20 protein-coding genes are annotated in these 26,558 nt (G+C 42.2%); 19 read left to right on the top strand and 1 reads right to left on the bottom strand.

Going from position 1 to position 26,558, the window contains the following annotated elements:
* The first annotated feature begins 29 nt into the window (after window positions 1-29).
* Entirely contained in the window at window positions 30-5,636 is a 5,607-nt protein-coding gene (locus HCJ54_RS06310) for a toxin Cry1Ac domain D-VI-related protein (RefSeq protein ID WP_187137023.1), read from the top strand.
* 60 nt (window positions 5,637-5,696) lie between these two features.
* Here HCJ54_RS06310 and HCJ54_RS06305 read toward each other — a convergent pair whose 3' ends face one another.
* Entirely contained in the window at window positions 5,697-6,335 is a 639-nt protein-coding gene (locus HCJ54_RS06305) for a Crp/Fnr family transcriptional regulator (RefSeq protein ID WP_187137022.1), read from the bottom strand.
* 333 nt (window positions 6,336-6,668) lie between these two features.
* Here HCJ54_RS06305 and HCJ54_RS06300 point away from each other — a divergent pair, with 333 nt between their 5' ends.
* From HCJ54_RS06300 to HCJ54_RS06215, 18 genes are all read left to right on the top strand, one after another.
* Window positions 6,669-7,340 carry a cyclic nucleotide-binding domain-containing protein gene (locus HCJ54_RS06300; protein WP_187137021.1) on the top strand — a complete coding sequence of 224 codons (672 nt, stop codon included), beginning with the start codon at window positions 6,669-6,671 and terminating at the stop codon, window positions 7,338-7,340.
* Window positions 7,341-7,431: 91 nt separating this feature from the next.
* Entirely contained in the window at window positions 7,432-9,615 is a 2,184-nt protein-coding gene (locus HCJ54_RS06295) for an immunoglobulin-like domain-containing protein (RefSeq protein WP_187137020.1), read from the top strand.
* A 65-nt stretch (window positions 9,616-9,680) separates the two neighbouring features.
* Entirely contained in the window at window positions 9,681-10,124 is a 444-nt protein-coding gene (locus HCJ54_RS06290) for a DUF4352 domain-containing protein (protein WP_187137019.1), read from the top strand.
* Between the two features lie 47 nt (window positions 10,125-10,171).
* Window positions 10,172-10,789, top strand: a complete 618-nt coding sequence (locus HCJ54_RS06285) for a sugar transferase (RefSeq protein ID WP_425324795.1) — start codon at window positions 10,172-10,174, stop codon at window positions 10,787-10,789.
* On the top strand, window positions 10,789-11,538 hold the full coding sequence (locus HCJ54_RS06280; protein WP_222712970.1) for a WecB/TagA/CpsF family glycosyltransferase: 750 nt from the start codon (window positions 10,789-10,791) through the stop codon (window positions 11,536-11,538). Before HCJ54_RS06285 ends, HCJ54_RS06280 begins: the two co-directional genes overlap by 1 nt.
* Before the next feature lie 163 nt (window positions 11,539-11,701).
* Complete coding sequence (locus tag HCJ54_RS06275; protein WP_187137016.1) at window positions 11,702-12,742, top strand: glycosyltransferase family 4 protein; 1,041 nt, start codon at window positions 11,702-11,704, stop codon at window positions 12,740-12,742.
* 15 nt (window positions 12,743-12,757) lie between these two features.
* Window positions 12,758-14,005 carry a hypothetical protein gene (locus HCJ54_RS06270; RefSeq protein ID WP_187137015.1) on the top strand — a complete coding sequence of 416 codons (1,248 nt, stop codon included), beginning with the start codon at window positions 12,758-12,760 and terminating at the stop codon, window positions 14,003-14,005.
* Window positions 13,984-14,706 carry a YveK family protein gene (locus HCJ54_RS06265; protein WP_187137014.1) on the top strand — a complete coding sequence of 241 codons (723 nt, stop codon included), beginning with the start codon at window positions 13,984-13,986 and terminating at the stop codon, window positions 14,704-14,706. The genes HCJ54_RS06270 and HCJ54_RS06265 overlap by 22 nt, the downstream gene beginning before the upstream one ends.
* On the top strand, window positions 14,703-15,398 hold the full coding sequence (locus HCJ54_RS06260) for a CpsD/CapB family tyrosine-protein kinase (RefSeq protein WP_187137013.1): 696 nt from the start codon (window positions 14,703-14,705) through the stop codon (window positions 15,396-15,398). The genes HCJ54_RS06265 and HCJ54_RS06260 overlap by 4 nt, the downstream gene beginning before the upstream one ends.
* Window positions 15,395-16,312, top strand: coding sequence for a glycosyltransferase family 2 protein (locus HCJ54_RS06255; RefSeq protein WP_187137012.1), 918 nt, complete (start codon window positions 15,395-15,397; stop codon window positions 16,310-16,312). The genes HCJ54_RS06260 and HCJ54_RS06255 overlap by 4 nt, the downstream gene beginning before the upstream one ends.
* 18 nt (window positions 16,313-16,330) lie before the next feature.
* Entirely contained in the window at window positions 16,331-17,653 is a 1,323-nt protein-coding gene (locus tag HCJ54_RS06250) for a UDP-glucose dehydrogenase family protein (protein ID WP_187137011.1), read from the top strand.
* On the top strand, window positions 17,646-18,533 hold the full coding sequence (locus HCJ54_RS06245) for a glycosyltransferase (protein ID WP_187137010.1): 888 nt from the start codon (window positions 17,646-17,648) through the stop codon (window positions 18,531-18,533). Before HCJ54_RS06250 ends, HCJ54_RS06245 begins: the two co-directional genes overlap by 8 nt.
* 3 nt (window positions 18,534-18,536) lie before the next feature.
* A complete protein-coding gene (locus HCJ54_RS06240; protein ID WP_187137009.1) occupies window positions 18,537-19,814 on the top strand; it encodes an oligosaccharide flippase family protein in 1,278 nt (425 codons plus the stop codon).
* Window positions 19,798-20,955, top strand: a complete 1,158-nt coding sequence (locus tag HCJ54_RS06235) for a CDP-glycerol glycerophosphotransferase family protein (protein ID WP_187137008.1) — start codon at window positions 19,798-19,800, stop codon at window positions 20,953-20,955. The genes HCJ54_RS06240 and HCJ54_RS06235 overlap by 17 nt, the downstream gene beginning before the upstream one ends.
* Window positions 20,956-20,972: 17 nt before the next feature.
* Window positions 20,973-21,410, top strand: a complete 438-nt coding sequence (locus HCJ54_RS06230) for an FAD synthase family protein (protein WP_187137007.1) — start codon at window positions 20,973-20,975, stop codon at window positions 21,408-21,410.
* Window positions 21,407-22,387, top strand: coding sequence for an acyltransferase family protein (locus HCJ54_RS06225; protein ID WP_187137006.1), 981 nt, complete (start codon window positions 21,407-21,409; stop codon window positions 22,385-22,387). Before HCJ54_RS06230 ends, HCJ54_RS06225 begins: the two co-directional genes overlap by 4 nt.
* Window positions 22,388-22,559: 172 nt before the next feature.
* Window positions 22,560-24,023: an AcpB/EbpR/MafR family transcriptional regulator gene (locus HCJ54_RS06220; RefSeq protein ID WP_187137005.1), complete on the top strand. Its 1,464-nt coding sequence runs from the start codon at window positions 22,560-22,562 to the stop codon at window positions 24,021-24,023.
* A 164-nt stretch (window positions 24,024-24,187) separates the two neighbouring features.
* On the top strand, window positions 24,188-26,533 hold the full coding sequence (locus HCJ54_RS06215; protein WP_187137004.1) for a cation-translocating P-type ATPase: 2,346 nt from the start codon (window positions 24,188-24,190) through the stop codon (window positions 26,531-26,533).
* Window positions 26,534-26,558 lie beyond the last annotated feature (25 nt).

The following is a 26,558-nucleotide window of genomic DNA, read 5'->3' as shown; positions in this document are numbered from 1 at the left end:
AACAAAAAAGGAAGAAGGAATTAAAAATTATGATGAACAAAAAAATGAAAAAAGCGATTAGCTTATTAGCGGTCACTTCGATGCTTGGAACAACAGTAGTAGCTCCGTTAAGTATATTGCCCAAGTCAGCTTCAGCAGCTACAGCAACGGTAACTTGGACTCTTGTAGGAACTGGCGTTTACACCAGTGAAAAATGGACATCTAATACAAAAACGATACAAGTAAAAATCACGACAGCTTTTGCCCAAAAATATGGATATATCAGTTCTACTGGTATTGGGACAAAATTTACTCGTCCAACTTCAGGCGAAATTATCTTTACTTTAACGTTTACGCCATTAGCTGCTAATACTACTGTAAATCTTGGAGGTAATGCTACAGGAACTGGTGGATATCCTAATGTATTTAGCTTTAAAGTAGCTGGGGATAGTACGGCAAATAACGCAGCCATCGCCGCGGTGAACGCGTTATTTTCGACGAAGTATACAGTTCTTGCTCCAACAACGGATCGAGCAGCAGTGGACAGTGCGCAAGCATTGGTCGAGCTAGTGACGAGTCCAACGATACAACCAGAGCTTCAAGGCTATATCAATAAAGCGATTGAATTGCTAAAAGCCCAAGAAGCGTTAGCAGATGTTGCACGACAAGCCGAAGCGCAAACAGCGATTCAAGATCTTTTTAATAACAGAGATGTAACAGGTACTATCAAAGACATAACGACGAGTCAAGCGATTGAAAATGCGCAAAAATTGGTGGATGCAGTAACAGATCCAGTCAAAAAAGCGGAATTACAAGCGCAACTAGACGCAGCAGCGGAACAATTAGTTGATCGTATCGCAGAAGAACAGGCAGAAGCTACACGTCAAGAGCAAGCAGATGCTGCAGTAAAAGCATTATTTACGAATGATAATGTGAATGCTGACATCAAAGTGACGACAGATCAAGCAGCGATTACAGCCGCAGAAAATCTAGTGAACACTATTACGAATCCAGCGAAGAAAGCGGAATTGCAAGCTAATATTGATGAGGCGAAAAGTCAATTAGCAGCGAAAGAACAAGCAGTAGCCGACGAATTAGCCCGCCAAGAAGCAGCGGCAAAAGCAGTGCAAGGATTATTCAATAATAATGATGTATCCGGCGCTATCAAAACAGTGACGGATGCTAATGCAATCGCAAGTGCACAGGCATTAATTAATAGTGTTACGGATACAGCGAAAAAAGCGGAATTACAAGCCCAACTAGACGAAGCGAAAAGTCAATTAGCAGCGCGTGAGATAGCAGAAGCGGAAGCAGCGGCAGAAGCAGCCCGTCAAGAAGCAGCAGTAAATGATGTGAAGGCACTTTTCAACAATAACGATGTGACTGGGACAATCAAAACAGTGACAGATGCCGGGGCTATTGCGGATGCACAAATCGTTGTGAATGCAGTAAAAGACGCAAGTAAAAAAGCGGAATTACAAGCGCAATTAGACGAAGCGAAAAGTCAATTAGCGGCACGCGAAGCAGCGGCAGCAGAAAAAGCTCGTCAAGATGCAGCTAGCGCAGAAGTAAAGGCTCTTTTTGCCAACAATGATGTGACAGGAACAATCAAAGCAACAACAGGCTTAACAGCGGTTGAAAGTGCACAGAACTTGGTGGATGCTGTGACAGATGTAGCGAAAAAAGCAGAATTACAAAGTCAGTTAGACGAAGCGAAACGCCAACTAGAAGATCGTGATGGTGAAGCCGCTGTAGAACGCGCCCGTCAAGAAGCAGCAGCGACAGAAATCAAAGCGCTTTTCAACAATAATGATGTGACTGGAACAATCAAAACAGTGACAGACGCGCAAGCGATCGCGAATGCACAACAACGTGTGGATGCCGTGACGGATACCGCGAAAAAAGCGGAATTACAAGGGCAACTGGACGAAGCGAAAGCACAATTGGCAGCACGCGAAGCAGAAAAAGCACGCCAAGATGCAGCGGCAGCAGAAGTCAAAGCGCTTTTCAACAACAATGACGTAACTGGAACAATCAAGGCAACGACTGATGATCAAACGATTGCTAGCGCGCAACAACGCGTGGATGCTGTGACAGACACAGCAAAAAAAGCAGAACTACAAGCACAACTAGACGCAGCCAAACAACAATTGGCAGACCAAAAAGCTGCAGAACAAGCGGAAAATGCCCGTCAAGCCCTTGCTGAAACAGCTGTAAAAGATTTATTTAACAGTGGCAACGTGAACGGCACGATCAAAATCGTAACGGATGCAGCCGCAATTACAGCCGCAGAAACATTGGTGAATGCGATCACGAACCCAGCGAAAAAAGCAGAATTACAAGCGAACATCGTAGAAGCAAAACGCCAATTAGCAGCGAATGAATTAGCCGCGTCAGAAGAAGCCGCGCGTCAAGCAGCAGCTACGGCAAGTGTGAAAGAACTTTTCAACAACAATGATGTGACTGGAACGATTAAAACAACAACGGATACTAAAGCCATTGCTGATGCGCAAAAATTGGTAGATGCAATCACGAATCCAACAGAAAAAGCAGCAGTACAAGCACAACTAGACGAAGCGAAGGCGCAATTGGTAGCACGTGACGCAGCAACAGCAGAAAAAGCACGCCAAGATGCAGCTGCCGCAGAAGTGAAAGCGCTTTTCAACAACAATGATGTAACTGGAACGATCAAAACAACAACAACAGATCAAACAATCGCAAGCGCGCAACAACGCATCGATGCTGTGACAGATACAGCGAAAAAAGCAGAACTACAAGCACAATTAGACGAAGCAAAACAACAATTGTCGGACCAAAAAGCCGCAGAACAAGCGGAAAATGCACGTCAAGCTCTCGCTGAAACAGCAGTAAAAGACTTATTCAACAGCGGTAACGTGAATGGCACAATCAAAATCGTAACAGATGCCGCAGCAATTACAGCCGCAGAAGCGTTGGTTAATGAAATCACAAACCCAGCGAAAAAAGCAGAATTACAAGCGAACATCGTAGAAGCAAAACGCCAATTAGCAGCGAATGAATTAGCCGCCTCAGAAGAAGTAGCGCGTCAAGAAGCAGCCGCAGCAAGCGTGAAAGAACTTTTCAACAATAATGATGTGACTGGAACGATCAAAACAACAACGGATGATAAAGCCATTGCAGATGCTCAAAAATTAGTAGACGCGATCACGAATCCAACAGAAAAAGCAACCGTACAAGCACAATTGGATGAAGCGAAACGTCAATTAGCAGAGCAAAAAGCTAATATTCAACAAGCAGAACAAGCACGTCAAGATGCGGCGACAAAAGCTGTAGACGATTTATTCCGCAGTAACGCTCACTTGGCATTGAAAGATACAACGACACAGTTGGATGTAGACCAAGCTAAAATATTAATTGAGGCAATAACCGATCCAGCAGTGAAACGTGCATTAGAAACAGAACTTGCGAAAGCTACCGATTTCTTAGCAGATCGTGCAGCAGCAGAAAAAGCAGTCAATGATCTATTCACAACAACGGATCATACGGCAATCAAAACAACGACAACGCAAACAACGATTAACCGTGCAGAAGCAGCAGTTAATAAATTACCAAGTGGCGATTTAAGAGATGCACTACTTGCAGAAATTGATAAAGCACAAGCCATGTTAGATCAAGCAGCCGCAACACTTGCTGAATCCAATGCTTATGTGACAATTAATAGTAGTAACCGTACTCTCTTAACGACAGAAAGTGTGCAACTAGACGCTATTACAACAAGTAAACTAGGCGTTACATGGACATCATCTAATCCAGCAATTGCAAGCATTGACGCGACTGGTAAAGTAGTCGGCTTAAGCGCTGGTAAAACTGTCATCACAGCGACCCTTGCAAATGGCAAAAATAGCTCGATTGAAATCCACGTTTACGTATCCGAAGCTGAAGCAACAGCAGCCGTGAACAAATTATTCGCGAATGATGCGCATACTGCTACAGCAACCGATATTACGCAACAAAAAATCAATGACGCGAAGAAATTAGTCAACGGTATCGAAGACGTTGTGACCAAACAAGCGTTACTGAAAGAAATTGAAAAAGCAGAACAAATGGTTGCAGACCAACTTGTAGCCGCAGAACAAGCACGCCAAGATGCAGCAAGCGACGCAGTCAAAAATCTTGTAGACGCAACGAATAACATCAAGCCAACGACAGATGCAGCCGCGATTGCCGATGCACAAAAACTGGTAGATGCTGTGACAGATACAGCGAAAAAAGCAGAACTACAAGCACAATTGGACGACGTAGCGAAACAATTAGCAGAACGTGAAGCAGCAGAAAAAGCAACACAAGCTGTACAAGCGCTATTTGATGCGAATGCTGTTATCAACAACACGACTGACGAAGCAGCCATTGCAGCCGCACAAGCACTTGTCAACGAAGTAAAAGACGCAGCGAAAAAAGCAGAACTACAAACACAACTAGACGAAGCAACGAAACAATTAGTAGCACGTCAAGCATCCGAAGCCGCAACACAAACGGTGGCAGACTTATTCGCTTCGGATAACACCATCAAACCAACAACAGACGAGGCAGCAATTTTAGCCGCACAAGAAGTCATCAATGCGCTAACAGACGAAATGAAAAAAGCAGAGCTACAAACGCAACTAGACGAAGCAACGAAACAACTGATAGAACGTCAAGAAGCAGAGAAAGCCGAAGCAGAACGTCTAGCCGCTGAAAAAGCAGCTAAAGAAGCAGTTAATGCGCTATTCCAAGGCAACAATCCAACCAATGATATCGCGACAACATTAACACAAGATGCGATTAACCAAGCAAAAGAATTGGTAGCTGCGGTAACAGATCCAGCAACAAAAGCAACTCTAGAAGCAAGCATTGCCAAAGCACAAACACAACTAGATGCAATCATCCCAATCGTAGGACAAGCAAAGAAATATACACTCGGTGACCTCTACATCTCAGGAACATACACAGGAGCCGCAACAGGTATGAGTGTGGACGTCAATGGTAAACGTTATTACGGCGGAACCGTGGAAAATGGCGTATTGAAATTCTACGGTTTGGATAAAATCGCAAAAGTAGGAGATGTTGTAACGGTCAACCTATACAACAGCAACAAACAAATCAAAACTTCATTCCCAGTACAAGTCGTAGAACCATTGAAAGTGACACTTGCCGACTACAAGATTGGTGATAACTATCTTCAAGCAACATACAATAATTCTGACGTTACACAAGTTGGTATTGTTGTAGATGGCAAGAAATATTGGGGTGGAGACGTTGCTAACGGTAACATCAAATTCTACGCCCTAGACAAAATCAAGTCAGCAGATTCTGTAGTTACTATGAATTACTACGATGCGAATAACAATCTACTAGCATCGAAAACGCTAAAAATTCAAGCAGCTTACACAGGTGAAGTCGCAACAGCAGACTTGAAACTAACAGACACCAACATCAAAGGTACATTAACAGGTGACGTCAAACAAGTAGCAATCTCTGTGAACGGAAAAATGTACTATGGTGGAACAATCGCAACAAACGGCACATACAAATTCTACACACTCGACAAAAAAATCACAGCGATGGACGAAGTGATCGTTTACGGCTACAGCCCAGATAATAAGAAAATCGCCGAAAAAGTGGTTACTATCTCTGAATAGGTATTTTTAGAACCACAAAAAAGATCACAATTAGCTTAGCTTAATTGTGATCTTTTTATATTATAAAACACCATTATTTTCACTGATGAAAATGACATGCTTGTTGAAAACTATACGATCTTCTGCCACTAATTGTTGCAAGTACGTTGTCAAGGTACTGAGGCTAACGCCTGCATAATTGGCAATCATTTTTCTTGAAAAACATTTGGGTAATTCCAACATGCCTTGGTTATTCACTGTTGTATTGTAGCGTGCTGCTAGCGTGTGAATGAATGCGGCAATCTTATTTTTGGTATCTAATGTGGCATGTATTTGTTTCTGCTCTAAACGGCGCTGAATCATCTGTAGCATATGGTAGTGTTCCATTTGAATAACTGGACTTTGCGCAATTTGAGTGAAAATATCCATTTGAGCAAATCTCCATACGCTGACTTTATCTGTTAATACTTTACCAGATAAATAGCTAGAGTAAGCATTGTAGTCTAGTAAATCGCCTTCACCAGCAAAGTCAATCATCGTATTTGTATTAGAGGAAATAGCAACGACACCAGATACGATAATGAAGATATAAGGCTCTTTATTTATAGATATTAGCTCGATTTTATCGTTCTTTTGTAAAATCATTTTTTGGCGAGGGATATTTGTTTCAAGTAAAGCTGCTAGTAAATGGCCTGATTGATTACGTTTATTTGTTTGCATACGTAGCTCCTCCTAATTTGCCTCTATAACCATTTAACCATGGATATAGCTAGGAGCAAATTCAATATTGTCAGAAAAGCAGACATATATGAAAAAGTGAAGAGGTATATTTGTAGCTTTGTATGGAAGGAACATGCGATTATCATAAAAGTCTAAATCTTGGACAAACATGAATATGTAAAATCCACCAGTCATGATTAAATAGAATTAACAACTGTGAGTGAAAAAAAGAGCAAAGTTCAAAAATTCGACACAAATCGCGACAAAACGTGCAAAATTGTAAAAAGGTTAATTGATTTTTAGCTGTTATTATAATTATAGGAGGCGAGCATAATGGAATTACAAGAACTGTACGCAATTGATGCCATCCAAGAAGATTTTAACCCAAAGAAGTTATTACCAATTTTACTAAATGATGCAATTTTCCCCATTCCAAAAGAGCAGCTAATTATCAAAAAATCAGAAGAATTGATGCTACAAGTGGAAGCAACCGATTTTGTTTATGCTATTGAACAAGGTGTATCAGCGCTTGTACTTAATTCGCAGATCATTGATTTCGTCAGCGAGAATGGGTTTATTGGGTTACATCATAGTAAACAATTAGAACACACAGACTTTCATGCCGTAGCATTAAGTAAAGAGCTTATCGTTTGGAAATTTGAACTTACTGATGTAATCGCAAAAATCATGAATATTCAAGAAGGATACCTGTACCATTATAATTATATGCGACTGATTTATGATCGTTATACACAGAAAATTGCATCGATGGGAGAAATGAATGTGGAAAAAGTATTATTATCCCTTCGTTCGATAGCACTCTGGTACGGTACTGGAGAAACTTGCAATGGCTTTATTAAAATACCAACGTGCTTCACAAGGAAAATACTAGCGAATTATATGGGGATAAGCAGGACGACATTAAGCACGGTGCTGACGTCGCTAGAAAAAGAAAAACAGATTTTCACCAATGAGCAACAACAACTCTTCATCAAGATAGCCTAGATATAGAATGAATTAAAAGTATTTTTAATTAAATATTTTTAATTTTTCGTTAAAAAGGGAAATCTAGAAGGAAGAAGGAAAATAGGAATATATGAAAAAATCGAACATGAAAAAAATGATGAGTACTCTGGCCATCGCATCTCTACTCGGAACGACTGTTATGACGCCGCTTCAAATACTAGTTGGAAAAGGATTAGCAGCAGAAAATCCAGAGGCTACACCAGCTGCATATGTTGTTGATAACTTGAGTTTAGTGGACCAGCGTACTGGTGTCGCCTATGCTACTGGGCCGTGGAAGTATCAAAAAGGTAAGATCATTTTAGGAAGCGCGACGCTGGCATTAGACGCTAATAATTATTTTACAGCTGGGACCGTAGTTGGGTTAGGTGGAGCGGGAACAAGTCCAACTGTGAATGGTACCTCCGTATCATTCCTTATTAATTCAGCGAACTTGTTAACAACAAACGCTAAGGAAAATAATGTGGCGTATATTGCTTATCAAGAAATTCGAACGGTTCCTGGAAAAGAGTATATATTAACTGGTAATGAGATTCGGAATAAGAGTAGTGCGACCGTAGAGCTGTTTAGTTCCACCACGGAGTTTGGCGTTACGGATAGTAATAATCAAGTTATAGCAAGCCACAAGACGACTGCGACCGATACGAATCTTGGAGCGGGAACAACGAAAACAACACCACGAGCAATTACGTTTACCGCTACATCAGATGTAACGAAAGTGTTCTATAGCATGGATGCGGGGACAGTGACGTACGCCTATGTTAACGGAAATCATAGGATGACCAGTTTAAGTCTAGTGAAATCAGTTGCCCAAGTTCAAAAAGAGACGGATGAGGAACTTGAAAAGCAAATTATTGCAGAAACAGCATTGAACAACTTCTTCGTAGATAAAAATACGGATGGCGAATTGCTACCAGAAGTCACAATGTTCATGATTGATGATGTTCAAAACCTGATTGCGGTGATACAAGATACGACTAAAAAAGCGGAGTTGCAAACAATACTGGATAGCGCAAAGGCTAAGCTTGAAGCCATAGAAACAGAGGATAGAGCTCGTCAAGAAGAGGCAGAAATCGCTTTGAACGCTCTTTTTGAAAATGGAAACTCTACGGGTACCATCAACATAGCGACAGATGCAAAAGCGATTGCAGACGTACAAGCCTTGATTGATGTGGTAGTGGATTCCGTGATTAGAGCAGAATTACAGTTGCAACTAGACGAAGCGAACCGGCAATTGGTGGAACGTGAAGCAGCAAAACTAGAGGAAATAGTACGCCAACAAGAAGCGTTAGAAGAGGCACGACTTGCAGCAGAACTTGCTACAAAAACAGCAGTAAATGAACTTTTCCAAGATGATAAACCGATAAATGATATCAAGCCAACACTCACACAAGCGGAGATCAATCGCGCGCTGGAACTTGTGGCAGACATCACAAATATTGCGTTAAAAGAGGAACTGGAAGCAAGTATTAATAAGGCTCAGACAGCATTAACTGCGATGATTCCGATTGTGGGGCAAGCCGCGACGCACCAACTTGGCGATTTATATATCACAGGGACATACACTGGCGCTGCAACAGGAATGAGCATCGATATTAATGGCAAACGCTACTACGGTGGGACAGTCGAAAATGGGACGCTCAAATTTTATGGCTTAGATAAAATAACGCAGGTCAGCGATGTGGTCATGGTGAACTTGTATGATGACGCGAAACAAATCAAACACAGTTTTCCTCTTCAAGTGAAGTCAGCATGGGAAGTTGCCTTGGCAGATTACAAACTAGGCGATAATTATATTAAAGCAACCTATACAGGTGAAGCTATTGCGCAAGTTGGTATTGTTGTGGACGGCAATAAATATTGGGGTGGCGAGGTTGCGAATGGCACCGTTAAATTCTACGCTTTGGACAAAATCACGAAGGCAGATGCCCAAGTAACGATGAATTTTTATGATGTGAAAAGCAGACTCTTAACATCCAAAACGCTGAAAATAGAAGCCCTCTACGCAGGTGATATCAAAACTGCAGATTTGAATCTGACAGACACAAATATCAAGGGAACACTGACTGGCGATATCAAGCAAATAGCGATTTCAGTCAACGGTAAGATGCATTACGGAGGCACGATTTCAGCGGGTGGCATTTACAAATTCTACGCCTTGGATAAGAAAATCAAAGCAGACGATAAAGTAATCGTTTATGGCTATGGTCCAGATAATAAGAAGCTGTCTGAAAAAGCAGTAAGCCTCTCAGAATAGACTCATTAACAAAATAACGGAGGGAAGCTGATTGTAGTTTCCCTTTTAATAATAAGGTAGGGATTATGAAAAAAATTAGCATGACAATTCTCGCGATACTGCTCCTTTCTGTGGCTTTGGTAGGCTGTGGTAATAGCGAAGAGACCGATTTGAATAAAGCATTAGGATCTAAGGAAATGACTGTAACACCAACGAAAGTGACGCGTGAAAAAGCTGCAACTGATCGCAAACGTATCTTGAAAATCGAAGTGAAAGTGAAGAACAACACGGAAAAGCCGATTGGTATTGGCGCTGGAAACTTCAGGCTAAAAGATGATGATGGCAAGGAATATGATATTTATGGTATGAAAACGGATAGTCTTGGTCAGGAAGTAGCTGCTGGCAAAACAATTACTGGAAATATCTATTTTGAAATTCCTGCGAGTCTTGAAAAAGGTTGGATGAGCTATGCTTTCCAAATGGATCAAGAACCTGTGGCTGAATGGTTGCTTTCATTCCCTAGCAAATGATGGAGGAGGAAAAATGATTGTTTTACTCATCGCAAGAAACCCAAAAACTGAAAAGCTTAGATCAAAAAGAGTGGCGCTATCGGGTATTAGATGTTTCCATCGCAACATTGGCACTCATTATTAGTGCCCCAGTTCTACTCTTCATCATGCTCATAATTAAATTAAGCGACATAAAAGCACCCGTTTTTTTCAAGCAAAGTCGTATTGGAAAAGATCAAAAGCCGTTCTACATGTACAAATTCCGGTCGATGGTTGTGGATGCGGAGAAACAAAAAGCCGACCTTTTAGCGCAGAATGAAGTGGCCGGTTGCATGTTCAAGATGAAAGAAGATCCGCGTATCACGAAAATCGGTAAAATATTACGAAAAACAAGCCTCGATGAATTTCCACAGCTGTTAAACGTATTGCAAGGTCATATGAGCGTTGTTGGCCCGCGTCCACCGTTACCAGATGAAGTAGCAGACTATACAAGCTATGACAAGTTACGTTTACTTGTGAAACCAGGCTGTACAGGATTATGGCAAGTAAGTGGTCGCAATAACTTAAGCTTCAAAGAAATGGTCGAACTAGACCTACGTTACATCAAAAATCGCTCCCTGCGCTTCAATTTCGTTATTTTAATGAAAACATGGCGCGAACTCACTGGAAAAGGAAGTGGGATATAGTGGCTAACCGCATTCAATTTTTAGAGGCTAATTTGGATACCTTGAATTTTAACGAAACGATCGATCAAATAGAAGTTTATATCAAAAATCGTACGCCGGTGCATCATACAGGTGTCAATGCGGACAAGATTAATCTGATGAAAAAAAATCCGCGGTTTAAAAGAATTATCAATGAGGCGGCGCTTATTAATCCAGACGGTATGTCCATGGTATTAGCGGCGAAAGTACTCAAGAAACCTGCGCTTGAACGTGTGGCGGGAATCGATGTGATGTTACATTTGCTCGAACAAGCAGCTATAAAAGGATATCGCGTCTATTTCCTAGGCACGAGTGAAGCCATTCTTGATAAACTGATTGCCAAAGTGAAGCGCGATTACCCGACGTTACCAATTGCAGGATACCATCATGGCTTTTTCAATGAAGCGCAGGAGGAAGATGTTGTGGCGCAGGTTAAGGCGAGCGATGCAGATCTATTATTCGTCGCGTTGCCAAGCCCACAAAAAGAATTCTTCGTGGATCAGTATATGGACGAGATGGGCGTGCCAGTTTCGATTGGCGTTGGAGGTAGTTTTGACGTCATTGCCGGTGAATTGAAACGAGCGCCGAAATGGATGCAACGCTGCAGCCTAGAATGGCTATACCGCATGATGCAAGAACCAAAACGGCTGGCAAAAAGATATGTCGTCGGCAACCTTGTATTTTTAGACCATGTGCTAAAAGAGAAACGAACGCGTAAAAGACCAGCCTAGAAATTCTTACAAATGTCTAGAGACCAGACAAACATGAATACGCAATTTTGACGATACATGGTTAAATAGAAGTAGGGGCAATACAAGTCAGCGCCTCAAAAATGAATCAATAGAATATGACAATTAGTAACGAAAAAATAGGTTGAAAAGAGAGGCTTCAAAAATGAGAATCCTAATGTTTGGTCCAGATCGGACGACGAAGGGCGGGATTGCGACGGTGATTGCAAACTTTCAAAATCATTTCAGCTCCTCAGACAACACGATATTTTATGCGGAAAGTTGGAAAGAAGGCAGCTTGTTCCGACGTACTTTTTACTCGGCACTAGGTATTTTATCGTTGCCATTTCGAATCATAGGCAAGAAAATCGACTTGGTGCATATTCACATGGCGCAAGACGGTAGCTATTTTCGTAAGGCCATCGCGACAAGGATAGCAAAACAGTGCGGGAGAAAAGTATTGTTGCACATTCATGGTTCTCACTTCGATCAGTATCATCAAATGAGTGGACCGCGGTTACAAAAGCACTTGCTGCAAACCTTGCGAAAAGCGGACAAAATCATCGTGCTAAATGAAGACGTGCAAACTTATTTTGCGGCATACGGAATATCGATGGAAATCGTCCAAAATGCGGTTCCAATTCCAGCACCTAGCGAGAAACCAGTAGAACGCACACAAATAAGCAGTTTTGGACAGCTCGGCGAACGAAAAGGCACGTACGATATTTTACAAGTAGCGGAACGTTTACAAGACGAGCATCCTGAGATTTTCATCTATCTGTACGGGGATGGAGACACCAAACAAGCACAAGCGATCATCACGCAAAAACAGCTAAACAACGTGCGCATTGGCGGTTGGATTACAGCAGAAGAAAAAGAACAGACGATGCAAAAAACGCTTATTCACCTGTTACCGTCTTATCAAGAGGGTTTACCGATGGCGATACTTGAGACAATGGCTCGCGGAATACCGAATATTAGCACGTATGTTGGTGGCATTCCAGATGTTATGGAGCAAGGTAAAGATGGCTTACTCATCGAACCTGGAGATCAAGATGCGCTTTATGATGCCATATCCTTTTTGATAGAACAAGAAGAGGAGAGGAGCAAAATGGGGGCGGCGGCTTCACACAAAATCAAGTCGGCTTTTTCGATGCCAGCTTATAACCGGAAATGGGATCAAATTTATACAGAATGGAATGAATAGCTATTGGAGCCAGTTTTGAAACGAGAAAAGCAACCCTTTGCCAGTTTTCTATTTTTTACATTCCTTACGCTCATTCTTTTTGCACCAGCAATTGAAAATATAGCCTATTTGCCAACATTAAATCTGGATAATGTGCTTACATTTCTATGTCTTATCGGGATTGTTTTATTCCAACTGAAGCAGCCAAAAGCATTGATGACGCAGGAATATATCATTATTGGACTGGTGCTCATCATCATCGGCCTCGGGTTATTCGGAAATCTGGCCTCTGGTATTCGCGGTACGTCATTTATTGTTCTCGACATTTGGAGTATCTCGAAATGTTTTGTCGCGTATTTCTTCGGTCGACTGGCTTTTCAAGAAGGCTTCTTCACCTCCCAAACCGATCGATTGGTTCTTTACGCAAAATGGATAATCGGGATTCTATTCTTGCTACTCCTCGTGAATTTAGCCTATCCAATCTGGCCTTCCACTGAATTCAGATTTGGTATCAGAACGCAATATCTGCTTTTCCCACACGCGACTTATCTAAGCGCAACCGTATTCTTCTGCATGTTATTCCTCGGTTTAAAAAATGTACGCTACCATATCCCATTCTTATTGATGGGCAGTACGCTAATCTTTTTCGCAGCTCGAAATAAAGGTCTGATTTTTATCGCGATTTATTTCTTCATGCTGTTGTTCCAATATTACGCCAAAAAGAAAAGTTTTAAAATTAGTTATCTGATCTTGCCAGGCGTCGCGCTCATCGCTATGTTTTGGGAAGTTATCGATACGCGACTGCTTTCCTCAACGACCTCTGCGCGTAGTTTGCTTTATCAAGGGGCATTTAAAATAGCCGATATGTATGCGCCATTTGGAGCTGGTTTTGCATCCTTTGGGTCGGGAAGCTCGGTGAAAAATTACTCCTCGCTTTACGATACATTGCGATTTTATGAGTACTATGGTTTTACGAGAGAAAATCCGCAGTATTTGAATGATAGTTATGTCGCGATGTTTCTAGCACAGTTCGGGTATATCGGCGTGGTGTGCTTTGGACTGATTATCGTGTTATTTCTACTCATGATTAATCGGCGGTCGGGATCGACGCAGGCCTTCACGCTCGTGCTTTTCCTGTATGCGATCACCTCTTTATTTACAGAACTCTATCTCACGACAAGCCTTGGCATCATTACTTTTTTCCTCATTGGAATTTCGTTTGGGAATGAAGGAACAAAGCCGGCTTTAGGAAAGGATGCATTATGGAAGAAACCATTTCATTAAGAGAAATCATGGAAGTCTTACGCAAAAACCTGTGGATTATCATTGCCTCTATGTGTCTTTGCGCCGCAGCCACGTTCGGCTATTTGCAATTTTTTGTAACACCGCAATACGAAGCGGTATCGCAAGTTCTTATTACACAAAACGCACAAGACCAGAACTCCGCGGTGCAAAACTCGGAAATTCAGGCGAATATTCAGATGGTAAATACGTACAGTGTCGTTATCAAGAGCCCACGTATTTTGAAAAGTGCGGCACAGGAAATCGGTCCACAGATGAGTCTTGAGGCGCTGGCTGGGAAAGTATCCGTTGATAGCGTTCAGAACTCGCAAGTGATTAACATTCATGTGGTCGATGCTAATCCAGACGAAGCGATTCGAATGGTGCGGATTGTAACGAAGCATTTCTTGAAAGAGACGCCAAGTATGATGAAAATCTCCAATGTCGAGTTGTTGGCAGACGCCTATACTGCACAAAAAATTAGCCCGAATATCAAAGTTGGGATGCTCGCGGGAATGTTTGCAGGGCTTGTGATTGGTGTTGTTGTCGGTTTTGCTAGACGGATTTTTGATGAGAGATTTAAGAAGGAAGAAGAGATCGTTGCTCGTTTGCAAATTCCAGTGATTGGAACGATTGGAAACATTACATCCACGGATACAGCAAGCCATGAAGATAATGCAGCAAGGAGGCGAAAGAAAAAATGATGTTACGCAAAAAGAAAGAAGTGCAACGCGAAGACCGCAAACTTATCGTGCAGAATAAGCCATTATCGCCATTGTCGGAACAGTTTCGGATGGTCGTAGAAAACATTGAATTAATGAGTATCGATCAGAAGTTACAATCGATTTTGATCACGTCGGCCGATCCGAGTTCTGGGAAATCGATTATTTCGAGTAACCTCGCGATTGCGTTTGCTCAGAAGGGGAAAAAGACCTTGCTGATTGATGCGGACTTGCGGAAACCAACGATTCATAAGTATTTCCGAAATGGCGTGTCGCTTGGTTTGATGGGCTTGATCAAGAAGGAATCCACGGTCGAAGGTGCGGTTTTTAAAAGTGATACGCCGAACTTGTATATTTTACAGGCGGGTATTATTCCAGTGAATCCAGCGTCCATTTTAGCGTCGGATCGGTTGAAAGAAGTGCTCGCAGAACTAGGAGAGAAGTTTGACCATATTATTATGGATACGCCGCCGATTTTGGCTGTAGCGGATGCGCAAGTTTTGTCAGGGATGACGGATGCGTCGATTCTCGTGATTCGTAACGATTATACGGTGACGGAGCGGGCGCGCAAGGCTAGTACACGATTGGAGCAGAGTTCGAAGCTGTTCCTCGGTGCAATTTTTAATAATCAAAAGCAGAAGCAGGATCACTATTATTACCAGGAGAATCAATGATGCGTGATTTAGTGAGTGTCGTGATACCGACGCGAGATCGTGTGAAGATGTTGGAACGGGCGGTAGCGAGCGTTTTGTCGCAAACGTATCCCGCTGTCGAAATCTGTATCGTGATTGATGGCGAAGATGACGTCACAAAACGGTTTGTGCAGCGTTATATGGATGGTGAGATACCGGTGAAAGTGCTCCAAACAAAAGGTGTTGGTGGTAGTACCGCTCGAAATCTCGGTGTCGGAATAGCCGCTGGAAAATGGATTGCCTTTTTGGATGATGACGATGAGTTTCTGCCGGATAAATTGGAAAAGCAACTCGCGTTATTAGATGAGAATTCAGAGGCACGGCACCTCGCGTTTACTTCTGTTGCAACATATGCACCTGGGAAACCAAAACGGACGTATCAATTGCCGTATATACCTTGGAAGGAAGGCGCATACTCTGTTGGTGATTACTTGTTTTCTCGCAAAAGTTGGAAAACGATTGGCTTTATGCAAACCTCTACTTTATTAATTCCTCGAAAAATTCTGCTCGAAATACCATTCACAGAGGGCCTCAAAAAACATCAAGATTGGGATTTATTGTTGCGGATGGAGCAGGCAGGCGTTGAGATGAAACATTTAGCAAGCGCCGAAACGGTTTACCATCAAAATGTTGCGACGGCGGGGCGTGTGGGGCAACTAAATGCATGGACTTTCTCAGAAAAATGGATGGAAACAGCGCCATTAACAAGAACGGCGCGCGATTCTTTTTTGTTATCGATTGTGAATCGCGGGATTGCAACGGATACAAGTTTAACGAAATGGCAGCGGCAAAAAGCAATTGTAGCACGCGGTCGAAAGGTACATTGGAATATCAGGTATAGCGGCAGTTATCTGTATATGCTATTGATCAATCTAATCAGAGTTTATTCTAAATAGAAGTGAGGATGGAAATATATGAAAATTGCTGTAGCGGGAACAGGATATGTAGGCTTAGTGACGGGAACTTGTTTGGCAGGTGTTGGGCATACGGTCGTTTGTGTCGACAAAAACGAGGCGAAGATTGAGATGTTGCATCGAGGAGAGTCCCCGATTTATGAGCCGGGTTTAGAAACAGAAGTGAAAGCGGCGCAAAAGGCTGGGAAGCTATCTTTTACGATTGATTATAAAAAGGCCTACCTTGACGCGGATGTCATTATTGTTGGTGTTGCGACACCAGAAAATGCGGATGGATCTGCGAGTTTACAAGCGCTGTATACCGTTTGTGGAGAAATTGCGGATTCGATTGAGAAGCCAACCTTAGTTGTGATAAAATCGACAGTTCCAATCGGGACGAATGACAAATTAGCGAACCATTTTAAGCGAATACTTGGCGAGGAACGTCAAGGGCTTGTCGAAATTGCATCGAATCCAGAGTTTTTATCACAGGGTACGGCGCTTCGAGATACATTACATGCAGAGCGGATTGTCATTGGGACAGAAAGCGCAGTGGCAACGGAAACGTTAACAGCGATGTATGCCCCTTTTGGACAGCCGATTTTAACGATGAACCGTCGAAGCGCAGAAATGGTGAAGTACGCCTCGAATGATTTTTTAGCGCTCAAAATTTCTTTTGTGAATGATATTGCGAATCTATGTGAGGTTGTTGGCGCGGATATTGAAGAAGTAACACGCGGTATGGGAACAGATTCGCGGATTGGTAAGCAGTTTTTATCACCAGGAATCGGTTATGGTGGCTCGTGTTTTCCGAAAGATACGAAGGCGCTTCACTGGCTCTCGGAGGAAGAAGGGTACACGTTGCGGACGGTTCAAGCGGCGATTGCAGTCAACGAGAAGCAGCGGTTTAAGTTGATTCAAGCGGCGCGCAAAGATATACCGCAATTTACGGGTAAAAAAATCGCGGTGTTAGGAGCAACGTTCAAACCGGGAACGGATGATTTACGTGAGGCGCCGTCGATTCCGAATTTACAGTTATTGTTGAATCAGGGCGCGGATGTTCATGTCTATGATCCGGTTGGATTGCCGAATTTAGAGAATGTTTTTGGAGATAGTTTAACATATGGAGATTCGATTGCGAATGTGCTAGAAAATGCGGATGCCTGTTTTATTTTCACCGAATGGCAGGAAATCAAAGAGATGGATTTAGCGTTATTTCAGACGATGGCAGAGCCGCTCGTATATGACGGACGGAATTGTTTTTCTTTACAAGCTGCGCGTGATGCGGGACTGAGTTATTATTCCATCGGTCGTGCGAAAATAGGAGGGACCGTGCTTGCCTAGTATCTCGATTATTTTACCAGTGTATAATGTGGCGCCATATTTGGAGGCTTGCTTAGACAGTCTGGTGGCGCAAACGTATCAAGATTTTGATGTGATTGCAGTGAATGATGGCAGTCAGGATGGTAGTTTAGCGATTTTGGAGGCTTATCAAGCAAAATTACCGCAACTTCGTATTATTTCACAGCGAAATCAGGGGTTGTCGGCTGCTCGGAATACGGGGTTAAAACACGTGACTGGGAAATATCTTTATTTTCTAGATTCTGATGATTATTTGCAACATGATATGCTGGCGAGTTGCTTTGCTCTTGCGGAACAGGAGCAGCTCGATATGGTCAAATTTGATGCGGAGCCGTTCACAGAAGATGGTGTGATGTCGATAAATTCATATGATTCAAGCGCAGTTTTGCAAGAAGGAAAGATCTATACGCAGAAAGAATGGTTGAGAGCGCAATGTAGGCATTACAATTCACCAGTTTGGCTGTTCTTCGTTCGTGCTGAGTTAGTCAAGATGACATTCGTTGATGGGCTATTACATGAAGATGAGATTTTCACACCGCAATTGTTTACGAAAGTGAAGCGAGTGATGTATATTCGCCAAACGTTTTTTAAAAGAAGGTATCGTAAGGGTTCGATTATGAAGAATAATATTTACTATAGTCGTGCCTCGTATGACTCGAAAAAACGTGTTATTCGCTTGTTAGAGAAGGAAAAATCTATGGCTAAAACGAGTGCTGCCAAACGGTTTTTAAGTCAGCGCCGAAATATTTTATACATGGACAGTCTGAGTTATGATAAAGCGCTCCAAGTGAAAATAACGATGCATCCATTCGTTCGATGGCCCTTGGCGGCACGTGTTTGGATAAGGAAAAGGAGAAGATAAGACATGAAGGACACGAAAAAAAAGCGGCTGCTACACAATACATTATTCCTCTATGCGCTTACCTTTTCAGGCTACTTTTTCAGCCTTATTACAGTACCATATCAAACGCGAATATTAGGACCCGAATTTTACGGGAAAGTCGGTTTTGCGATTGCGATGATGACTTATTTCCGGCTCGTCATTGATTTTGGCTTTATTTTATCGGCCACTGCTGACATCTCGCAACATCGGGAGAATAAACAGGAGGTCGCAAAAATTTATACGGCGGTAATGCGCGCAAAAATGCTCTTTACAGGTTTGAGTTTTGCAGTACTGGTCAGTATTTGTTACTTTGTCCCGATGTTTCGACAAGATATGTTTTTATATCTCCTAACGTTCGCTTCGGTTGCAGTGAGTGCTTTCTTGCCAGATTTTCTCTATCGTGGGTTGGAAACAATGAAACGGATCACGATTCGAACTGTGGCGATTCAAGGTTTCTTTGTAGTCATGATTTTTTTATTTTTAAAAACTCCCCAACAATATTACTTCGTGCCACTTTTTACGCTGATCGGTAATGCAGTGGCCCTCATTTTAGCCCAGCGACATGTCTCGCAAAAGCTGGGAATCAAGTTTGTACGACTAGATAAAGGCTATCTTCGCGAAACGATTCGAAAGTCTAGCCCGTTCTTTTTTTCACGGATTGCGGCGACGATGTATCAAGTCACCAACACGTTTTTCCTTGGTTTAATGTATTCGCCGGGAAGCGTGAAAGTGGGAATGTATGTGGCATCAGATCGTCTGGTCGGTACCGCAAAATCTGCATTTTCACCAATTGCGGACAGTTTGTACCCTTACATGGTAAAAAATCGCGATTTCCGCCTACTGAAAAAAATCATTTGGATGATCATGCCACCAGTCACGATTGGCTGTATCGTGCTTGGTATCTATGCAAACGAATTTATGGCGCTATTTCTCGGCGCTGCTTTCTACGATGCGGGATCAATTTTGCGGATACTACTCCCAATCGTTGCCATCACACCACTCGTCTACATGTTAGGTTTTCCGACTTTATCACCGATGGGGCTTGCGAAACATGCCAATGCATCTACCATTGTTTCAGCTATCGTCCAACTCATTGGTTTAACGGTACTGTTCCTAACAGGCATGTTCACAATCACCACGCTATGCGCCATCACCGTCGTGTCTCAATTCACCGTATTACTCTATCGCGTGATCATCGTCTGGAAAAACCGCCATATTTTCTCAGAAAAGGAGCTAATTAAGGATGTTTCAAAAAAGTAAACGAACACTACGCCTACTAAAACAACGCTGGCATTACGGCAATTTCGCCTACCATTACTGGTTTTTACCGATACAAAAAAATAAAATCGTCGTATCCACACATTACGGTCGTGGCTACGGAGACAACCCAAAATATATCGTCGCGGAACTACTAAATCAAGGTTTTGATATCGTTTGGCTAGTTACACAGAATCAAGAATCCACACTTCCAGAAGGCGTGCGTCCGGTAAGATATGGCTCCAATCAAGCCCTCCAAGAGCTCGCGACCGCTAAAATATGGCTCGATAACTGCCGCCAAAAATACAGCCCACCAAAACGCAGACCGCAAGTATATATTCAAACGTGGCATAGCCCGCTGCGCCTCAAAAAAATAGAACAAGATGCAGAAAAACAGTTGCCAGTAGCTTATCTTGACCGTGCGAAACGAGACGCCCAAAAATGCAATTACATGCTCGCAGGTTCTGATTTTAGCCGCAAAATGTATCAACATTCTTTCTGGTTTGACGGAGAAGTTTTACCAACTGGAACCCCACGATGCGATTTACTTATAAATGAAGATACAACAGTTCATGGACGCGTCACACAGTTTTTTGAAACAAAGCCAACCACGAAATTCGCACTATACGCCCCAACATTTCGAAAAGATGCCAGTCTATCGGTGTATTTACAAGAATTTTCGGATGTGAAACAAGCGTTGGAAGGAAGATTTTTTGGTGAGTGGACAATCCTTGTTCGCCTGCATCCGAATATCGCTAACCTTGCGGGTGGCATGTCCTATCGCAAAGGCGCCATCAATGCCACGGATTATCCTGATATGCAGGAATTGCTCGCAGCGGCGGATTTACTCATCACTGATTACTCTTCTAGCATGTTTGATATGGCGATGGCAGGTAAAAAAACGATTCTCTATACACCAGATGTGACGGAATACATTGCAAATGAACGCGCGATGTACTTCGATCTACAGGACCTACCATTCCCAATCGCGACCAGTCCAGCCACACTTCTTACTCAAATTTGTCAGTTTGATGCTACAAACTATCAACATAAATTAGCCCTTTTCAACCAAAAAATAGGTTCCTATGAGAAGGGGAATGCAGCGCTCACCGTCGCCAACCAAATCAAGGCATTTTGCCATTAAAGGAGTAAAAGAAAACCATGAAAAAATATAAAATCGGCTATACAACAGGCGTTTATGATATGTTTCACATCGGGCATCTTAACTTACTAAAAAAAGCGAAAGAACAATGCGAGTATCTAATTGTTGGTGTCACCATCGATGAACTTGTCTCCTACAAAAATAAAGAAGCTATCATCCCTTTTGAAGAGCGGATGGAGATTGTGAACCAGATTAGTTATGTGGATCAAGTCGTACCACAAAAAAATATGAATAAAATGGAGGCTTATGAGGCGCATCCTTTTGACGTCATGTTTGTCGGAAGCGATTGGCAGGGAAGTGATACGTGGAATCAGTTGGAACAAACCTTTGCGCAAGTCGGCGTGGCGATTCAATATCTACCTTATACAACGGGGACATCCTCCACAGCTCTGCGGTCAGCGATACAACGAATAAACAGCAAGGAGACAGTGAAGTGAAACGCCTCGAGTGGCTAGACGTCGCCAAAGGACTGGGTATTTTTCTCGTTGTATGGGGACATTTCTATGCCACAGATAACGTGAAAATTTGGATTTATGGTTTTCATATGCCACTGTTCTTCTTTCTTTCCGGCTACACGTTTCAAGTAAAGCCGAGTAGTCTAGGCACGTACATCCGGAAAAAAAGCCACAGCTTACTTGTTCCTTTCTTCGTTTTTCAAGCAATAACAGCATTAATCATGTTCGGATTCCAGTTTATTTATGAAAAAACAGCGTATCCTTTTTCCTGGATGGAGTTCTTCTTTTTAAATGGAGAAGTTGGTTTTAATAGTCCACTATGGTTTTTAGTCGTCTTATTTGAAGTCGAAATCCTATTCTTTTGTTTTAAAAAATATCTGCCAAAATGGTCGTGGCTTGTGCTTATTATCGTTGTCGGTCTAACAGTCTTGAGCACATTCGATCAAGGTATTCGCTGGCCACTTGGTATTAAAATTATTCCCGTTGCCTTTTTATTTTACTGGGTAGGACTCATAAGCCGGGAACGAAAACTATTCCAAAGAAAATGGTTCCTATCATGGTGGACGCTCGCTAGCTGTGTTGTTCTCTATATTCTAACACTCATGTACGCGAATGATTATAAAATTGTCACCCTGCGCAGTATGGATATCGGTCAACCGTTCGCTTTCTTTGCTGGCGCATTACTCGGTATTTTTGCGCTGTGCCTTCTGGCTATACGCTTGCAGCACATTCGTATCTTTTCTTTTTATGGGAAAAATAGTCTTGTCATTTTATGTACACATTACTATTTTCTTATTCTATTTGCGAATGCGATTCATCTGATAACGGGTCAACCAGCTATAGGTAGTTATCCAATAAGCATGACACTTGGTTTGACGCTACTCACATTTTTCCTATATGGAGGTATATTCGTCTTTTTACGAAAGCGAAGTATAGCTCGGTATATTTGGATTAGATAAAAGGTTAAAAAGTGCCATTAGTGAATTTAAGAGTCGCTTTTGGCCTTTTTTTGTGCTCTTTTTTAATAAATAGGTATTTAAGTATAGGAATCTGGACTAGAAGTAAAATAAAATGATACAATTTCATTAAGGAGAATTCTATATTTGGAATCTAGTAAAGGGAATGATGATAATGAACCATTTTTATTTACAAATTATTGCAGATAAGAAAATTAAGCGACAAGTAAGCCTGCTTCAACGCATTCATGACGCCGATTATGCAATTACACTAGAAGAAATTGCAGAAGAGTTTAATGTGTCCCAGAAGACGTTGGAACGAGACATCAGGGAGTTAGAGCGAGCTTTTCCAGAACGAAAATTTTTTTCCACATTGAAGGTACAGGGTTATCGAATTAACGACAAATTGGCGATTGATGAATTGTTGATGGTCGTGTCTAAGCAATCACCGCTGTTTCAAATTATTTCGAACGTTTATGAAGAAATATTCTTATCGATTGATGAATGGGCAGATGAACTATTTTTATCAACGTCTACCTTATATCGTTACTTGCAGCATTTAAGGAGTTTGCTAGCGGAGTTCAAATTAACATTGACGACGAACCCTGTTAATATCCATGGGAAAGAGGAGAATATTCGCTATTTTTATTACTATTTTTTCTATAATATTAATGATATGTCCATGGAACATCGCCCAAGACAAGAGCAATATGATATCTTTGAAAAAAACTACCTCTTTTTTATGAATGAGGTGGGGTATGATGTTTATATACAGCATCGTAGTATATTATATTGGATTAAAGTGATTAGTCACCGAATCGAGCAGGGTCATTTTGTTGAGATAGATGCAGCGTTTAAAGCAGAGCAAATGAAAACGCCTAGATATCATTATGTGCATCAGCTGGCGAGGGAAACGCTGGATACAGTATTGAATCACGCGATGCCAGAAGATGAAGTTATTTATATTGACCTGCTACTACTGGAGAATTACCTTTATAAAGAAAGAGACGAAATAGTGATGCAGCGATTGTATGAGTCCATGACTTGGCATGAAGGCTTGCGTGAATTTATTGAACTTTTCTTTAGTAGTAGTGATATGGAGAAGCTAGATCAATCTAACCTGAGTATTTTCATGTTTTATTTGGAGAACGTGCTTTTACTGTCAAGACTAACGTCGCTTTTCCAGAAAAATTTTTATGAAATCAATCAGTTTGTGAAGCTAAATCATCCTATCTTGTATGAACGCTGGTTAAATCAACTGGTGACTAGTGATATCCCAGAGATTAAATCGCTGGAATATAAAGAGGACGTGGCTGTTAATTTGGCCATGTTTACGTACTATGTAACGCATCAAAGTTATCAAACGAAGAAGCATATTTTATTTGCACTGGATGGTAAAAAAGCGTACATGAATTATATGCAGGTCTTTGTCAACGAGTTTATTAGCAGGCATGCAAAAGTAACTTTTATTTCTAATAAGCGGGTTACCAATGAATTGATACACGAACTGGGCGTTGATATACTAGTACAAAATTATCGGGACGAGACAGTGATAACAGAGTGTATTCAGTACCGGACGTCACGCTTACCAAACATGCATGAGTGGGAGAAAATTAACAGTTTATTGCTGAATCTTTGAATGGATTTTCCTCAAAACGGGTAGTACTATAATATGCCCGCAAAAATGAGAGTAGCTATGAAAATCTCTCATAAATTTCATCGAATTCTTATCTTTTTTTGATACAATGCGAGCATGATAAAAGGCATATAGAGGCTATTCTAAAGCGAAAAGGATCTGGTGAGATGGAAAATAAAACGAAAACACCAGCAGGGTTAACTTCCAACGAGGTAGCCGAGCGAGTAAAGCACGGACAGGTTAATCATGCACTCAAGCCGTTAACGCGTAGTGTGCTTGGAATTATACGGGATAATACATTTACGCTTTTTAATATGATAAATGTCGTCATCGCGAGCTTTATTATTCTCGTGGGAAGCTATCAAAATCTGCTGTTCCTCGGTGTCGCGCTCTGCAATACATCAATGGGGATTTTTCAGGAGATCCGGGCGAAGCGAAACATCGATAAGCTGACGATTTTGACACAGGCGAAGGTCAAGGTTATGCGCGATGGCGAACTTTGTGAAATGGAACAGGACGAGCTTGTACTTGGTGATGTGATGGTTCTGAATCGCGAAGACCAAATTTGTGCGGATGGGATGATTTTTCAGACGGATGGTTTGGAAGTCGATGAATCACAGCTAACGGGTGAAGCAGAGCCTGTTGTTAAAGGCGCGGATGATTACGTGATGTCTGGAAGCTATATCGTCAGTGGGCAAGCGTACGTGAAGGTTTCCGCTGTCGGAGAACATAGTTTTGTGTCAAAAATTTCGATGGAAGTCAAGCAGGAGAAACGCCCAGATAGCGAGTTAATCCGCTCGATTAAGAAAATTATCAAAGTATTGACGTTTATCATTATTCCGATTGGGCTAGCGCTATTTTTCTCGAAGTATTTCCAAGGATTACCACTGAGGGAATCGGTACTCGGAACGGCAGCCGCGATGATTGGGATGATTCCAGAAGGGCTTGTACTTTTGACGAGTATCGCGCTTGCGGTTGGGGTTATCAACTTGGCGAAGCAGAAAGTGCTCGTGAAATCGATGCCGTGTATTGAGACATTGGCGCGTGTGGACGTGCTCTGTTTGGATAAAACGGGGACGATTACAGATGGAAAACTAGATGTGACGGATATCGTGTTGAAGCATCCGCGAGTGACGTCTTCGCAGATTGATGCTAGTGTTGGCGCGATTGTTGGCTCGCTTTCGGATAATAACGCGACCAGTATTGCGCTCGGGAAGCATTTCACAGAGAATCCAGAATGGCAAATTGAGAAGCGTATTCCCTTCTCCTCCGCGCGTAAATGGAGCGGTTGTAGTTTTACCGAAAAAGGAACGTTTTTGATCGGTGCGCCGGAGTTTATTTTCAGAGATTTATCTGCGGAAAATCGGCAGGAATTAGATGATTATGCGAATCAAGGTTTTCGGGTTTTGGCGGTGGCGCATTCTTTGGAAACCCTAACAGAAAGCGTTTTGCCGGAGCAATGTGAGTTGTTAGCCTTCATTTTGATTGCGGATAATATTCGTGTGGAGGCGCCAGATACGTTTGCATTTTTCGCCGCAGAAGGTGTGTCGATTAAGGTTATTTCGGGAGACAATCCGGTGACGGTTTCAAATGTCGCGGTTCGGGCGGGGATTGCGAATGGTGATAAATATATTGATATGAGTGAAGTTGCTGAGGATGCTGATTTGTTGCCGATTATCGAAGCTTATACGGTTTTTGGCCGCGTAACGCCGCATCAAAAGAAAGATTTGATTAACACCTATAAAAATCAGGGACATACCGTTGCCATGACTGGTGATGGTGTCAATGATGTGCTTGCTTTAAAAGAAGCCAATTGTAGCATCGCGATGGCAGAAGGTAGTGACGCCGCGCGTAGCGTTTCTGATTTTGTCTTGCTATCGAATAATTTTGACTCGATGATTGGCGTGATGCGCGAAGGTCGGCGTGTTGTCAACAATATTGAGCGTGTGGCATCACTGTACCTTATCAAAACGATGTATTCGACGGTACTCGCGCTCGCCTTCATTTTCCTAGCAGGGGCGTATCCGTTCCAACCGATTCAACTTAGCCCAATCTCGGCGCTAACCGTTGGAATCCCGTCGTTCTTCTTAGCATTAAAACCGAACTACGACCGCATCAAGGGACAGTTCCTACACAAAGTATTGCAAACTTCCGTGCCAGCTGCGACCTGCGTTATCACCTATATCATGCTTATTCTAGGTTTTGGAAACATGCTAGGATTAAGCTTCGCACAAACATCGACCATGAACGTCATGCTAACAGGGGCTACATGTTTCGTCGCTTTGATTAGTGTTGGACATCCATTCGGACGCAAAACGAAAGTACTCGTAGCAACAATGATGGCCGCATTTGTCTGTCTGTTCTTATTCGGTGGCAAGTTTTTCTCACTCGTATCGATTTTCGATTGGCACATGATGCTGATTTATGTACCGCTACTCGTGTCATGTGGACCGTTATACTGGTTCATCCGTCACATGATTATGCGATTCAGCTGGGCTGGAGCTAGAGATTAGCAATATACGAAAAAATGGATCGACT

Origin of the sequence: Listeria grandensis, from assembly GCF_014322885.1 — a bacterium.
Lineage (GTDB): Bacteria > Bacillota > Bacilli > Lactobacillales > Listeriaceae > Listeria_A > Listeria_A grandensis.
The sequence above is the reverse complement of the archived record's forward strand: the minus strand, read 5'-3'. Positions and strand labels throughout refer to the sequence as shown.